A 14,807-nucleotide genomic window follows, 5' to 3' on the forward strand; every position below is an offset into this window, starting at 1 on the left:
TCTTTTTCGATTCCCTCAGCATAATCGTGGCCAATATGCCGTTCAAGGAGGTGGCTCCCAGGGAGATGATGATGCCAAGGTTCACGTCCTCGAAACCCACCGGATCGAATATGCGGCCTACCGAAGCTTCGATGATCAGGACGGCTGCCACAATGATAAGCACGCCCTCCACCAGGGCGGATATGTTCTCCGCCTTCTGGTGGCCATACTTGTGACCCTCATCCTCGGCCTTGGCAGCAATGGACAGTGCGGCGAACATCATGATGGAGGCCACGATGTTGATGATCGACTCCAGAGCGTCGGAGAGCAATGCCACTGAGTTGGAGGTGAAATATGCCGCGAGCTTCAGCAGGAAAATGAAGATGCCTACCACGATGGCTAGCATCGCTATCCGGGTCTTGTGCACATGTGAGTCAAAGTAGGTTGGATATTAACGTTTTACTGGCTCTCAAATATATCAGAATGGGGATCGAAAGGCCGGAATCTTACATTCCTATTTGAATCACCCGGTCTGATATCGGATGCGATAATTATCACAGGTCGTAGCCAGTCGCTCAGGTTCATAAGCGATTCCTCATCTTATCATGTGTTTCATCCGTCTCGATGTGCCAGATCGATCGCTCACCGCTGAGCAGCAGTCTGCGTAAGGCTAGGCAGTCTTTGGTCGGTCAGTCGGATCGAACAGGTCCTGAGGTTAAGATATGAAGAAGATCGCCATATTATTGCTGAGCCTAGCGTTGTTGCTAACTGGATTGTCCTTGATATCGGAGGAGGCGGACGCCGCCGAGGTCGGACCTCCCGGAACACCGACGGGGGTTGGCGGCGTAGGATATATCGACGTCAGTTGGACGGCGGCACCGGGTACTCCGCTCTATTATTACATTTACAGCAACGTGGTCATGGGTACCGGTCCCGGCGAGGGGTCTTATATGAGCGGCTCGGCCCAAGGGAACCAACTGACCTATCAGCAGACACACAGATGCGAACCCGGCACACCCTCCCCCCTCACACCAGGCTATTCGATGTATTTCCAGGTCTCCGCATATTATGGCGGTTCGGAATTCCAGTATTCGGCCTGGGTGGGCCCGTTCACTTCGGTCGGTTATCCCGGCGCCCCCACGGCCCTGGCGTGCTCCAACGACGCTGGAAATGTCTCCCTTTCCTGGAGTGCACCTGCCTCTCTGGGCGGAGGCACCATAAGCAACTATACCATCTACCGTTCCACGACTTCGGGGACGGAGGTCGAGCTAGCAACCACTTCAGGCTCCGCCACATCCTTCACTGATCTCACGGTCGGAGGCGGCCAGACCTATTTCTACAAGGTCGCCGCCTTCAATGGCTACATAGGACCGAAATCCAATGAGGGTTCCGTCACAGTGCCCCCGGGAAAGCCTGCAGAGACACAGAACCTAGTGTGCACTCCAGGAGAGAACAGCATCATGCTGACCTGGGACGCCCCAGGGAACAATGGCGGTTCGGTCATAACCCACTATAACATCTATCGGTCGACCACTTCCGGGTCGGAATCGCTGATCGGCTCCACCACGGATGCCGGCCTGTTATATGAGGACGATACCGTCGAACTCGGTGAGACCTATTACTATCAGGTGGCCGCCGTGAACTCCAATGGCGTTGGCCACAAATGTCCGGAGATATCGATAACCTTCGCCACCTTCCCAAGCGCCCCGCTAAACCTTCAGGGTGTCATGGGATCGGGGAAGATCACATTGACCTGGGAAGCCCCCGTCAGTGACGGAGGTATTCCCATCACATACTATGATATAAACCGTCTCAACGAGTCGGATGGATTGGGATGGGTAGAGCAATTCGACTACGTGGAGGGCGGAATACATAGCTATAACGATACCTATGTCCAGCTAGGCAACCGATACCAATATTCCGTTATGGCCTGCAACAACGTCACTTACCCATATATCGACGGGCCGAAGTCGAACACCATCACCGTCAATTATGCCCTGGCCCCATCCGAGCCGTTCACCGTGAACCTAGCCCCCGGAGCGGGCACGATACTGGTCTCATGGAACGCCCCCAACTCCACCGGCGGTTCCCCGATCGAGGCATACTGGATCTTCTGGGGGACCTCCCCGGGGGCCCATACCAATTCTGCAAGCTCAGGATTGCTGACCAGCTACACCATCACGGGACTGGCCCGGAACACCACATACTACATCGCCGTCGCCGCCAACAATTCCGATGCACGGGGGCCATACAGTTCAGAGGTCCATGCGCAGACCCCCACCGTCCCGGGAGCGGTCGAGGACCTGATGATCATTTCGGACGATGGGCAAACGACGCTGTCTTGGACACCGCCCTCATCCAATGGACGTAGCGGAATCACGTACTACTGCATCTACCGTGGCATCTCGGCCGGGAGCGAGACCTATCTGGTCGGCAACACCGGCGCAAACTGCACCTGGATCGACCGTCCCCTGATCAACGGACACACGTACTATTACTCCGTTCATGCGCATAACGCCGTGGGAGCCGGATCGAACGTCACGTACTCGATCGTCCCGGCCACCACGCCTGGTTCCCCGACCAACATCCATGCCATCGGTGGTCTTTTCAAGATCACCGTCACCTGGAACCAACCGGTTGCCATCGGCGGAGGCATTCTCAACTACCAGGTCTACCGCGGATCGACCTGGGGTGACGCAACTCTGCACACCACCGTAGGCAATGTCACCACATACGACGATACCGTCGGCATGAATGAGACCTGGTCCTACTGGGTCCTCGGTCAGAACTGGGCCGGAGTGGGTTCGCGGTCAGGCCAGGCAATGGCAACCTCTTTCTCCCTTCCGAACGCACCGGCCATATCGGCGGTGACGTCCGGCAACGGATACGTGAACCTCGTCTGGTCGGCACCGTCATTCACCGGTAACACGCCTTTGACCGGCTACCAAGTGTACCGGTCCGCGTCCCCCGGGGCCGAATCGCTCCTATCCGATGCCGGCCTGGTACTTTCATATAATGACACCACGGCGATAAATGGCAACACCTATTACTACGTCTTGAAAGCGGTCAACGTGGTCGGAGAAGGACTGCCATCGGACGAGGTCTCGGCGACCCTGCCCGGCTTGCCGACCGCTCCGCTCGATATTTGGGTCAACGGCGGGATAGGGCAGATATCACTGCAATGGAGCGCCCCTCTATACATGGGCGGCGGGATCCAGCATTACCTGGTCTACCGTTCCCTGGACGGTGATGAGCGCCTCCTCGACACCATCGGCAACGTCACAAATTACGTCGATACGACCGCTGAGATCGGGGTCGTCTACGGATACCGGATCGCAGCCTCAAATCTGGCGGGCGAAGGTCCGTTGTCAGTCCAGGTGCAGGAGTCCACCATTTACCAGCCTAACGCCCCCTGGATGTTCACCGCCACCCCAGAGCTCGGATATGTGCACCTGGCATGGGCCAGTTCCACCAATGATGGCAACTCGGTCCTTCTGGGATACCGTATCTACCGCGCCGTCGATGACGGGTCGAAAACACTCCTGAAGGAGGTGGCCGCGGAAAGGCCACGGGGCGGCTCTCTCATGTCCAGGCTGCTGACGTATGACGACCGCGCCGTGGTCAACGGCACAAATTACTCCTATGCGATCACATCGTTCAACGTCGGCTATGAAAGCCCGTTATCGGGGAACGCGACGGCAATTCCGTACAACACGCCCTCGGCGCCCACCGGAGTCACGGTTACTGGCGGGTTGAGGAACGTTACGATATCCTGGTCCGCACCGGCACACGACAACGGCGCCAGCGTCACCGGATACTGGATCTCGTTCCAGGCGTATGCGGGCGGCGAGACATCGTACATCGATGCAGGGCTGGCCATGAGCCATCTGTTCCTCGGCCTGGAGAATGCCACAGCCTACTCTGTCAGGGTGCTGGCCTACAACATTGCCGGGAACGGATCGTACAGCGATATCATCTCGGGAATGACGTTCGGTCCGCCGTACGCTCCTACGATAAGCCTAACCTCGGGGGATGGATGGGTCAATGTATCGTGGTCGACTCCGTCCTCGGACTCCACTGTGCTGGGATACAAACTGTACCGCGGCATTGCAACCGGGGAGCTGACCCCGTACCAGACGCTCGGACCGCTCACGTTCTTCAATGATTCCTCATTGGTGAACGGTCTAGGATACATCTACAAGGTCCAGGCGATCAGTTCGTTGGGCCTCGGCGAAATGAGCGGAGAGCTCTCTGCCACTCCCTCTGCGGCTCCGACAGCGCCGACCGGCGTTATCGCGATCAGAGGGAACAGCAACGTCTCCCTGAGCTGGACCGCTCCGTCCAATGATGGCGGTTCTGTGATATCTGGCTATGCGTTGTATTGCGGCTCTGCGGAAGGGTCCGAGACATACCGTATTGCCGTGTCGGGCACAAAGTTCACCTTTGACGGTCTGACGAACGGCCTGCCCTACTTCTTCCGGGTGGCCGCGGTCAACGTCCGCGGAAACGGAACCTTGAGCTCGGTGGCGACCGCTACCCCTGCGACCGTCCCTGGGTTACCGGCCGATATTACGGCCACCCCGGCAGTGGGCAAAGTGGCGCTATCCTGGTCAGCTCCATTAGGCAATGGTGGCCTGACGATCGAAGGATACAACGTTTACCGCGGGACGACCGCAGGAACGATGGTTAAGATCGCGAATGTCACTCTGCTCAAGTATACGGATGAATCGGGTGTCCAGGGCATCGAATACTGGTATAAGGTCTCCTGCAGCAATGCCGAGGGTGAAGGTGCCGGTATCTCCGTGTCGGCCACCTCGTTGTATCCGCCACCAGCCCCGACCAGCGTGAATATTGAGCGCAGCGGCAGCAGTGCGGTCATCAAATGGGACATGCCTGTCGCGAACGCCACGAGCGGTCCGGTGTCCAGCTTCGCCATCTACCGTATCGATGCGTCCGGCAATGAGGTCCTGATCGCCATGGTTAACGACAGTGAGGCAAGGACGTATACGGACACGACCGCTCCGGATGGAACTGCCAACTATAGGGTGCAGGCGGTCTACGGCGACCTGGCCGGGTTCGAAGCGTCCCAAAGCACCGGGGTCACGCTTCCGGCGAAGGCGGCAGGAACGGACCTGTTCCTTCCGATCGCGGCATTGTTGGCGTTCGCAGCGATCTTGGTGTTGTTCCTGGTAGCAAGGAGAAGGAAGAAGGAACAGTAAGAGATTCTCCAAACCTTTTTTTTCAACTTTTTTTATCTCTTCATGCTCAATCAATATCCACCAGTTGTAAAAATCAAGTCGGTAGAATAGAACATTTCCTGGCAGAATCATGAATCGAAAGCAGGTCTGTCCGTATCCGTCAATAACCAGTAGCCTTGCTCATCATTTGTAGAAATATGGTGTATGGTCACTGCACGGCATTAGGAAGAACGCCGTTAACAGCCGCATTCGATAGACACCTACCAACGCATGGTCCACGCCTAGCGACCTTCGGCACGTTCAGTGACCGCTTCGGCTACCTACTTCGATCAGGTCCCCAAGGGTGGCCGAAAGGTCTCTGACATGACATCGGATGCTGGCTTGGAAATGACATCGATGCCAGACTAGGTTAAGGCAATTAGTCTATTATGAATAATGTTAACAATTGTTTACTTATATTGAAAAAAGATAGCGCAGCATCTGACATGGGAATACGTCCAATCTCGGGACATGTGTTCCGGCGATATGAATATTCATAAAAGAATAATAATTAGACAATCCAAATCATAATTTCAAATCATGGAGGGACAAAAATGTCAAAGATCAATTTGGACACGACGACAGTGGAAAGTCGAGAGCAGCGGTTGGGCACAGTTATTAGTTGGAGCGGATCGGCATCTGACCTTGTCAAGGAATCGCGCCGTTCACAAAAGTGTGATGGGAATGGAAAGAGGTGCAGCCTCTGCGATTACAAAGGACCGTTCACTCAAGGTTCGACATGCAGCGAACAGATGGTCGAGTGCCAGGCGGGGAATGTAAGAGGGGCTGTGCTGATACAGCATGCGCCGATAGGGTGCGCCACCTCACAAAGCGTGTTCAACTCGATCTACAGAAATGGTCTGGCAATAAGAGGGTTGCCAGTTGAGAACGTGAATATCGTCTGTACCAACATGGACGAGGGCGATGTCGTATTTGGAGGATCGGCTAAGCTCCGGGGAACGGTCGAGGATGTATGGGACCACTATCACCCAAAAGCGATATTCATCGGGACCTCATGTGCCTCTGGCATTATCGGAGACGATGTGGATAGCGTCGCATCGGAATACACGAAAAGTCTTGGAATCCCGGTTATGCCCCTCTATTGCGAAGGATTCAGGTCCAAACACTGGAGCACAGGCTTCGATGCCACGCAGCACGGGATATTGAGGCAGATCGTGACCAGAGATCCGAAGAGGAAGCAGGAGGACCTAGTCAACGTGATCAACCTTTGGGGGTCGGACGTTTTCTCACCCATGCTCAAGAACCTCAACCTGCGCGTCAATTACGTGGTGGATATGGCGACCGTCGAGGAACTTGCCCAAATGTCAGAGGCAGCCGCCACGGTGGGATTCTGCAACACGCTTGGCACATATCTTGGGGAGGGCCTCGAACAGAGCTTTGGGATTCCATATCTCAAGTCACCTCAACCCTACGGCATAGCCGGAACGGATGCCTGGATCAGAGGTCTTGCCGAGCTGACGCACCGGGAGAAATTGGCCGAGGAGTACATCGCGAGAGAACATGAGCGGGTGAAACCCAAGATTGCCGAATTGAAGAAGAAGCTGGTGGATGTCAAGGGATTGGTCGCCACGGGGTCCGCGTATTCCCATGGCCTCATCTCCGTCCTGAAGGAACTTGACATACAGGTCGACGGCTCCTTGGTGTTCCATCATGATCCGATATACGACAGCGGCGATCCACAACAGGATTCCTTGGCACAGCTGGTGAAAAATTACGGCGACGTGCCGAACTTCCTGGTGAGCCTGAGGCAGCCGTATCAGTTCTATACGCTCCTAAAGAAGGTCAACCCCGATTTCATTTTGATCAGGCACAACGGATTGGCGCCCACGGCCTCCCGCTTGGGGATACCGGCCGCACCATTGGGAGACGAGCATGTAGCGGTCGGCTATGAAGGCATCCTGAATCTGGGAAACATCGTGCTAGAGATATTGAAACGGAAGACCTTCCATAAGGACGTTGCCAAACATACGATCTCTCCCTATTCGAAATGGTGGCTGGAGCAGACGGACCCGAACATCATGGCAAAACATCCGGAGATAATCTGGGAGGGGTCACAGTGACCAAGTAGCCGAACGCAAGGTCGGATTCGATAAGCCAGGTCAGATACGGATGTGCATTGGGAGCGATGTATTCCGTGGTGGCTATCCCCGGGGTGGTGCCCATAGCGGACTCCGGTCCCGGATGCGCTGACAAACAGTATACCAGTCTCGCGCACATGAGCGGGTACCAGGGGAGCGGGCGCTTCGGCGGGGCCATTCCACCGAGCGTTAACGCGACGCAGGAGGAGGTCGTCTTCGGAGGTGCGGAGAAACTAAGGCAATTGATCCAGGCATCCGTCAAGGTATTGGACGGAGATCTCTACGTCGTTACCACCGGGTGCATCGCCGACATCGTCGGTGATGATGTCGGGGCAGTGGTCGAGAAGTTCCAGAAAAAAGGAGTTCCGGTGGTATATGCGGCGACAGGCGGATTCAAAGGGAACAACTTCATCGGCCACGAGTCGATAGCAAAGGCCATCATCGACCAGTATGTCGGAGACTATAGTGGGGAGAGAGAACAGGGACTTGTCAATGTGTGGGCGGTGTTGCCCTATCAGGATGTGCACTGGAGAGGGGACCTCGCAGAGATAAAGAGGATACTGGAAGGTATCGGGCTCAAGGTCAACATTTTGTTCGGCAACAGCTGCAATGGCGTTTCCGAATGGAGGTCGATACCACGCGCCCAGTTCAACCTGGTGATATCCTCCTGGTATGGGCTCTCGGTGGCGGAGCACCTCAATGAGAAATATGGACAGCCATATCTGCACATCCCATCGATACCGATCGGGTCGTTGGAGTCAAGGAAATTCCTGGAGACGGTCTCCGAGTTCGCTGGTCTTGACCCGAAACGGACCGAGGAGTTCGTCACCTCCGAGGAAACTGAGTTCTACAAGTACCTGGAGCAGTTCTCCGATTTCTATTCGGAGTACTGGTGGGGAATCCCGTCCAGATTTGCCGTGGTCACGGACAGCTCATATGGATTGGCCATAACCAGGTTCGCGGTCAATCAGCTCGGCCTCATACCATCTTTGGTCATCGCCACGGAAAATCCCCCGGAGGAATACCGTGAGATGATCAGCAATGAATTCAGACACATCTCGGATGACATCTCCCTGGACCTCAAGTTCATCGAGGACGGTTATCACATATCGAGTGAACTGAAGAACTCGGCTGAGAAACCGGCCATGATCTTCGGAACGACCTGGGACAGGTACGTAGCAAAGGAGCTGAAGGCCACCGTGGTGGAGGTCAGCTTCCCCGCTTCATATGAGGTGGTACTGTCCGGTTCGTACGTTGGATACCGAGGCGCGTTGCTGTTCATGGAGAAGATATTCACAACTGCCATAAGTGGGAGCGCGTGAAACCGGAGCAATTGGCTGGAACAAACGGCAGGAAGGACACGCCCTTTCAAACTATTTTCATACCCCTTTTCATTCGTGGGATTCGAATAACATTCATTCGAGGTGACTGGCTTTGAAGAATGGAACTTGTGCTGTCAAGATAGGCGGATACAATCGACTGATCTGCCCACATGACGGTCAGTTAGGACAACATTGTTTTTCTCAAGGATGCCGTTGAGCAGATCCAGAGCGGACGCAGCAACGACGATGAGTATGACCTGTTTACTCGAGAGAGGCCATCTAGCGTATTAATCACAGTATCCTGAACACATCCAGATGGGATAATAATCCTAGTTCTGGAGAATAAGGGTACTGGATAGGAAAAGTGGTGGGTCTGCCCGGATTTGAACCGGGGGCTATAGGTCCCGAACCTACAATGTTACCAAGCTACACCACAGACCCAGTGGGATAATGGGGAATAGATACGAGTATTAAAAACCTATCTGCCTCTCCTCCATTTCCCTCTTGCTTGGTTTATATCCTCCGAGCCTTGTTCCCGTCCAACCACACTCAAGTGTGAAAGCTAAGGTTGATCCAAAGGATTTTCCTTTCAACGAGTGCCAGTTGTCTGCCGTGGCGATTGCCCGAGTTTCAGGTGGCATTACAGACTTGCAACTAAGCTCCTCCTCTTCCTCGGGTCCCCGAATAGACCCGGATTCACCGCTTGTCGCATTTGGCTTACTGGCTTGTAGCCTACCCAATTCAGATATACCGATTTGGGCGATGTTCCTGGCTGCATTCAGATCCGCATCCATCTGAAAGCTGCACTCAACGCACTTGAAGTTAGGGCCTTTTCGACTCTTACGGTTGGTATTTCCGCATTTTGAACATTTCTGGGATGTGAACATTCCGTTCACCACTAGAACTTCTTTACCCAGCTCCTCGGCCTTATACTCAATATCTTTCTGTAACTCCCAATATGGCCATACCGTCAGATCGCGGCGTACTTGCCATATTGGGGAACGTTTAGATCTTATGCCGGTCAAGTCTTCCAGCACGAATGTTCCAAAGGGCATCGATACTATCTGCTTTGCGACGCGGTGGTTCTCACAAGCAACGAACCGTCTTTCTCTTCCTGCCATTTTCTTGAGTTTTCTCTTTGCAGAATGAGTGCCTATTGCTTGCAATTTCGCCCTCAGATAGGCGAATTTTCCTTTGACCCGTTTGACTTCGCTGGAGTTGAAAAACTTGTTATTCGAACATACGGCCAGGTTACGAAGGCCTCTGTCGATTCCTAAGACTCCTTGTTCCGTTGCCTCCGGAATTTCATTGTTCTCGAGGACTACGTGGAGGTAGAAGTTATTGGATTTATTTTCGAACCTCAGATAGGTACACCTAACCTGCCAACCAAGGTATCTTGCAAAATGTTTTGGGACCTTGAAAGAAGCCAAGACCCGAAATTCAAATGCCTGAATAGAAGCGTATCCGCTCTCCAGATAGACGCTTGCCCCCCTCCACGGGTACCTAATTGAGGACAGGGGGGATTTCTTTGGTAAGACCTCGAATTTCGTGCTCTTCAATGCTTCGGTGGCCATGAAGCAAGCTGTCTGGACCATTGAAGCAGGCAGGCCAGGAAGGTTCTCCCTTATTTTGCTATACATAGCCATCGAGTTACCGATCTTGCTAGCTTCCTTATTTTCGAACCCATATTCCGCAGACATGTTGTAGGCCTGGGCGAACATCTGCATCGTTTTCAGCAACCTCGCCTTGTCCTCCTCGAAGCGAGGGTTGATCCGCAAAGTTATGGTCCGATACACTTCCAACCTCAAACACCAAGGGATCGATCGAGGTCTTTACTCTGACGGTGAGAGGTGACCGAAACTATGATTCCTCTGGGAACTCTGGGCTAGCTTTTTCCCCCGCTCTCAGAATGCCTGGCTAATTAATATCCTAAAAAAAGTAATTATGTGGCATTTTTCGGACTCTGAAACTGCCCTCGTATCAACCAAAAGCCTACATATGGAATCGTCGTAACCGGCAAACGGTGCTTAGTCGACCGGCATTTCATTATTATCCACATAGTTCGAACTTCTCATATTGTCGTACCTCACCTACGTCAATTATAAATACCGACCAAGAATTAACCGGCCTCCATGCGGGAGCAGCTCAGGGAAAAAATGGCTGGCGAGATCGTCCTGTCCGTGGATGCGGGCAAAACGATCAGGAAGTGGAGGGAGGAGTTCGGGGTCTCCCAGCAGGAGCTGGCAAAGTACATGGGCGTTTCCCCGTCGGTCATCAGCGATTACGAATCGGGAAGGCGCAGATCTCCCGGGATCGTCATCGTCAGAAGACTGGTCGATGGTCTGATCGCGCTCGATGAAGCGTCAGGCGGCAAGATTCTGAAGAAATACGACCTGGCCGAGAAGAGCGATTGCATCATCAGCATAAAGGAGTTCAAGTCGTCCTTAAAGGCATCGGACTTCGTCCAGACGATCGAGGGCGAGCCGCTCACCAAGAGCGTCAGCCTGGATATGGACATTCACGGGTTCACGATCATCGATTCGATGAAGGCCATCACCGCGCTGAGCTCGATGGACTACCTGAAGATCTACGGTTGGAGCAGCGAAAGGGCACTGATCTTCACTGGGGTCAAGTTCGGCCGTTCTCCAATGATCGCGATACGGGCGCATCCGATGAAACCGGCCTTGGTAGTGTACCACCGCCCGGAACACGTGGACGACCTGGCCATACGCCTGGCGACGCTGGAAGGATTACCGCTGATCAAGACTACGTTACCGATCCAGACCCTCGTGGAGAGGTTGGAACGGATAGAGTAAGGAGGAATATTCAATGGATGTGGGTATTGTAAGCTACGGAGCGTACGTGCCAAGGTACAGGATCGGGCCACAGGAGATCGGCCGGGTCTGGGGTGCGGATGGGGAAATGATGTCGAAGAACCTTCTGATCTTTTCCAAGTCCGTCCCGGCCCCCGATGAGGATGTTATAACCATCTCTGTGGAGGCGGCACGCGCCATGATGCGCCGGACCAATGTGAACCCGCAGGAAATCGGGGCTTTGTATGTCGGCTCGGAATCCCACCCCTACGCGGTGAAACCGACCGGGACCATAGTCGCCGAGGCCATCGAAGCCTCGCCGAACCTTACAGTGGCCGATTTCGAGTTCGCCTGCAAAGCGGGAACGGCAGCCATCCAGGTGTGCATGGGACTGGTTGGTTCAGGAATGATAAAGTACGGTGTGGCCATCGGGGCCGACACTTCCCAGGGAGCGCCCGGGGATGCCTTGGAGTACTCCGCTTCGGCCGGCGGCGCGGCCTATCTGATCGGTTCCAGCGAGATCATCGCCAGGATCAATTCGACCTTTTCATACACCACTGACACCCCGGACTTCTGGAGGAGGGAGGGCCAGCCCTATCCGTCCCACGGCGGGAGGTTCACCGGCGAGCCTGCCTATTTCAAGCATATCACATCAGCGGCCAAGGGCCTGCTGGCCAAGGTTGGTTCCAAACCGACCGACTATCAGTACGCCATCTTCCACCAGCCGAACGGCAAGTTCCCCATGCGGGTGGCCAAGCAGCTGGGCTTCACGGAGAAGCAGATCGAGACAGGACTGTTGACCCCGGTCATCGGCAACACCTACTCCGGAGCCGTCCCATTGGGACTGGCATCGGTGCTGGACGTGGCGAGCCCGGGCGACCGCATCTTCGTCGTGGCCTATGGGTCCGGCGCCGGCGCGGACGGCTTCGACATCACCGTCACGGACAAGATCGCCGCATACCGGCGGGACGAGGCCCCCACGGTCAAGCAGATACTGGAGAACAAGAAGTTCATCGATTACGCCACGTATGCTAAGTTCCGCGGCAAGATCAGGCTCAAGGAGGGATCCGAGTGAGAGAGGTTGCAGTCATTGGAATAGGCGCCACCAAGTTCGGCGAGCTATGGGACCTATCGTTCCGGGAGATCGGCATACAGGCAGGATTGGCGGCGGTCTACGATGCCAACCTGTCCGGCGAGGACATCGATGCCCTCTATGTGGGCAATATGTCCGCGGGAAGATACATCCAGCAGGAGCACGTAGCGGCGTTGATCGCCGATTACTCGGGCATGGCCAGGGACAACATACCGGCGACCCGTGTGGAGGCGGCCGGTGCGTCCGGAGGCCTGGCGCTGCGCCAGGGATACATGGCGGTGGCATCCGGCATGCACGATATCGTCGTGGTGGGCGGAGCGGAGAAGATGACCGATGTCGGCGACAACGAGTCGAACGAGATCCAGTCATCAGCGGCCGATGAGCAATGGGAGGTCACTTTCGGAGCGACCTTCCCGTCCCTGCACGCCATGATCGCCCGCCGTCACATGCATGACTTCGGCACCACTCGCGAGCAAATAGCCCAAGTGGCGGTCAAGAACCACAAGCATGGCTCACTGAACCCGAAGGCCCAGTATCAGAAGGAGATAAGCCTGGATACGGTGCTCAAGTCGCCCGTGGTCTCGGACCCGCTCGGCATGTTCGACTGCGCCCCCAACTCTGACGGGGCGGCGGCAGTGGTGCTGTGCGCGATGGAGAAGGCCAAGAAATACACCGACACCCCGGTCAAGATACTGGCATCGGGCCAGGCATCGGACACGCTGGCATTGCATCACCGCAGCAGCATCGTCGGGTTCAACGCCACCAGGGTCGCGGCGGAACGCGCGTTCAAACAGGCCCGGCTGACGGCCAAGGACGTCAACTTCGCCGAGGTGCACGACAACTTCACCATATCCGAGATATTGGCCATCGAGGACCTGGGCTTCTTCCCCAAGGGACAGGGCGGAAAGGCCACCATGGACGGGCAGACGCTGCTCGGCGGCAAGATCGCCATCAACACCTCCGGAGGCCTGAAGGCGAGAGGCGATCCGATCGGCGCCACCGGAGTTGCGCAGATCGTCGAGGTCGTCACCCAGCTGCGCGGCCAGGCTGGAAAGCGCCAGGTGGCCGATGCCAAGGTCGGACTGGCGCAGAACGTGGGCGGGACCGGCGCCACGGCCGTCGTCCATATCCTGGGGGTGGCCTGATGACCACCGCCAGGTTCTGGAGGGAGAACGCCTCGCGTTACAACATGACCGGCGCCCAGTGCACCGTTTGCGGGAAGGTGCACTTCCCTCCGCGGTCAGTGTGCCCGACCTGTCACCGTAAGTCCATCGGGAAGATCGTGCCACTGAAGCTGAAGGGTGAGGGAGAGGTCTTCTCCTATACCGTGGTCCATGAGGCTCCGTCCCAGTTCGAGATGCAGAAGCCCTACGTCATGGCCATCATCCGGATGAAGGAAGGGGTCATGGTCACGGGCCAACTGATCGACATCGATCAGAACGAGCTTTCGATCGGCATGAAGGTCAGGGCGACCATGAGAAAACTGGGATCGGATGGGCCTGATGGAGTGATCCATTATGGCTACAAGTTCGCGCCGGTCAGGCAGTGAACGGCACCATCCCGGCGAAACCTCTTAACCCCTCATCATTTGTTTCGGCCATAAGAACCTGACAGCGTTCCGGGCATTCATGACAGGATCGACAGGGGAACGATCGCATGGCCGGTCCATACAGCTCCATGACCGGAGGTTTCATCTCACCCCAACACCTAGAAGGGTATGGCATCCTTCGCCACAGGCATCGGATCCGGGATGGAACGAAATGTCCGAGCTGAAGACCGTGGAGCACGTCGACCTCACCAGGTACATGGGAACATGGTACGAGATCGCGAAATTCCCGCAGAGGTTCGAAAAGGGCCTGGTGGGAGTGACCGCAACCTACTCGCTGCTGCCGAACGGAAAGGTCCAGGTCATCAATGGCGGATATGTCGGGGACCTCAGCGGCAGACACCGGACCGCCAAGGGCAAGGCTTGGGTGGTCGACACGGGTTCGAATGCCAAGCTGAAGGTAAGCTTCTTCTGGCCCTTCGCTGCCGACTACTGGATCCTGGAACTGGGAAAGGAATACGAATATGCGGTCGTGGGCGACGGATCGAGGAAATACCTCTGGATCCTTTCACGGACGCCCCGGATGGACGTTGCCGTGTATGACGAACTGCTCCAGCGCATCGGTGAGAAGGGATTCGACACATCAAGGCTGGAGAAGGATCCTCAGCAGAACGGCCATCGACAGGATGTCGGTTCCGGATGAATGATGTCGTCGGAC

10 protein-coding genes and 1 tRNA gene are annotated in these 14,807 nt (G+C 55.6%); 8 read left to right on the forward strand and 3 right to left on the reverse strand.

Annotated elements, in window-relative coordinates; all coding sequences use genetic code 11:
• The coding region (locus VGK23_01710) for a cation diffusion facilitator family transporter (GenBank protein ID HEY3419252.1) at positions 1-406 on the reverse strand (406 nt) is incomplete at its 3' end.
• Between the two features lie 295 nt (positions 407-701).
• Here VGK23_01710 and VGK23_01715 point away from each other — a divergent pair.
• The 3 genes from VGK23_01715 to VGK23_01725 all read left to right on the forward strand — a co-directional run bounded on the left by VGK23_01715 (position 702) and on the right by VGK23_01725 (position 8,637).
• Complete coding sequence (locus tag VGK23_01715) at positions 702-5,198, forward strand: fibronectin type III domain-containing protein (GenBank protein ID HEY3419253.1); 4,497 nt, start codon at positions 702-704, stop codon at positions 5,196-5,198.
• Positions 5,199-5,770: 572 nt separating this feature from the next.
• Positions 5,771-7,297, forward strand: a complete 1,527-nt coding sequence (locus VGK23_01720) for a nitrogenase component 1 (protein ID HEY3419254.1) — start codon at positions 5,771-5,773, stop codon at positions 7,295-7,297.
• 65 nt (positions 7,298-7,362) lie between these two features.
• Positions 7,363-8,637, forward strand: a complete 1,275-nt coding sequence (locus VGK23_01725) for a nitrogenase component 1 (protein HEY3419255.1) — start codon at positions 7,363-7,365, stop codon at positions 8,635-8,637.
• A gap of 365 nt (positions 8,638-9,002) precedes the next feature.
• Here VGK23_01725 and VGK23_01730 read toward each other — a convergent pair.
• Positions 9,003-9,078 (reverse strand) — tRNA-Pro (locus VGK23_01730).
• A 29-nt stretch (positions 9,079-9,107) separates the two neighbouring features.
• Positions 9,108-10,445: a transposase gene (locus tag VGK23_01735; GenBank protein ID HEY3419256.1), complete on the reverse strand. Its 1,338-nt coding sequence runs from the start codon at positions 10,443-10,445 to the stop codon at positions 9,108-9,110.
• A gap of 324 nt (positions 10,446-10,769) precedes the next feature.
• Here VGK23_01735 and VGK23_01740 point away from each other — a divergent pair, with 324 nt between their 5' ends.
• From VGK23_01740 to VGK23_01760, 5 genes are all read left to right on the forward strand, one after another.
• Entirely contained in the window at positions 10,770-11,453 is a 684-nt protein-coding gene (locus VGK23_01740; protein HEY3419257.1) for a helix-turn-helix domain-containing protein, read from the forward strand.
• A 13-nt stretch (positions 11,454-11,466) separates the two neighbouring features.
• Positions 11,467-12,525, forward strand: a complete 1,059-nt coding sequence (locus VGK23_01745) for a hydroxymethylglutaryl-CoA synthase (GenBank protein HEY3419258.1) — start codon at positions 11,467-11,469, stop codon at positions 12,523-12,525.
• Positions 12,522-13,688: a thiolase domain-containing protein gene (locus VGK23_01750; GenBank protein HEY3419259.1), complete on the forward strand. Its 1,167-nt coding sequence runs from the start codon at positions 12,522-12,524 to the stop codon at positions 13,686-13,688. The genes VGK23_01745 and VGK23_01750 overlap by 4 nt, the downstream gene beginning before the upstream one ends.
• Positions 13,688-14,092, forward strand: coding sequence for a Zn-ribbon domain-containing OB-fold protein (locus tag VGK23_01755; GenBank protein HEY3419260.1), 405 nt, complete (start codon positions 13,688-13,690; stop codon positions 14,090-14,092). Before VGK23_01750 ends, VGK23_01755 begins: the two co-directional genes overlap by 1 nt.
• Positions 14,093-14,303: 211 nt before the next feature.
• Complete coding sequence (locus VGK23_01760) at positions 14,304-14,792, forward strand: lipocalin family protein (protein HEY3419261.1); 489 nt, start codon at positions 14,304-14,306, stop codon at positions 14,790-14,792.
• Positions 14,793-14,807 lie beyond the last annotated feature (15 nt).

The sequence above is a fragment of the Methanomassiliicoccales archaeon genome (assembly GCA_036504055.1).
Taxonomy (GTDB): domain Archaea; phylum Thermoplasmatota; class Thermoplasmata; order Methanomassiliicoccales; family UBA472; genus DASXVU01.

Excerpts from the sequence above, each read along its gene's own strand:
- VGK23_01720 (HEY3419254.1), top strand. The coding sequence starts at position 5,771 with ATGTCAAAGATCAATTTGGACACGACGACAGTGGAAAGTCGAGAGCAG.
- VGK23_01755 (HEY3419260.1), top strand. The coding sequence starts at position 13,688 with ATGACCACCGCCAGGTTCTGGAGGGAGAACGCCTCGCGTTACAACATG.
- VGK23_01740 (HEY3419257.1), top strand. The coding sequence starts at position 10,770 with ATGCGGGAGCAGCTCAGGGAAAAAATGGCTGGCGAGATCGTCCTGTCC.
- VGK23_01725 (HEY3419255.1), top strand. The coding sequence starts at position 7,363 with ATGTATTCCGTGGTGGCTATCCCCGGGGTGGTGCCCATAGCGGACTCC.
- VGK23_01715 (HEY3419253.1), top strand. The coding sequence starts at position 702 with ATGAAGAAGATCGCCATATTATTGCTGAGCCTAGCGTTGTTGCTAACT.
- VGK23_01745 (HEY3419258.1), top strand. The coding sequence starts at position 11,467 with ATGGATGTGGGTATTGTAAGCTACGGAGCGTACGTGCCAAGGTACAGG.
- VGK23_01760 (HEY3419261.1), top strand. The coding sequence starts at position 14,304 with ATGTCCGAGCTGAAGACCGTGGAGCACGTCGACCTCACCAGGTACATG.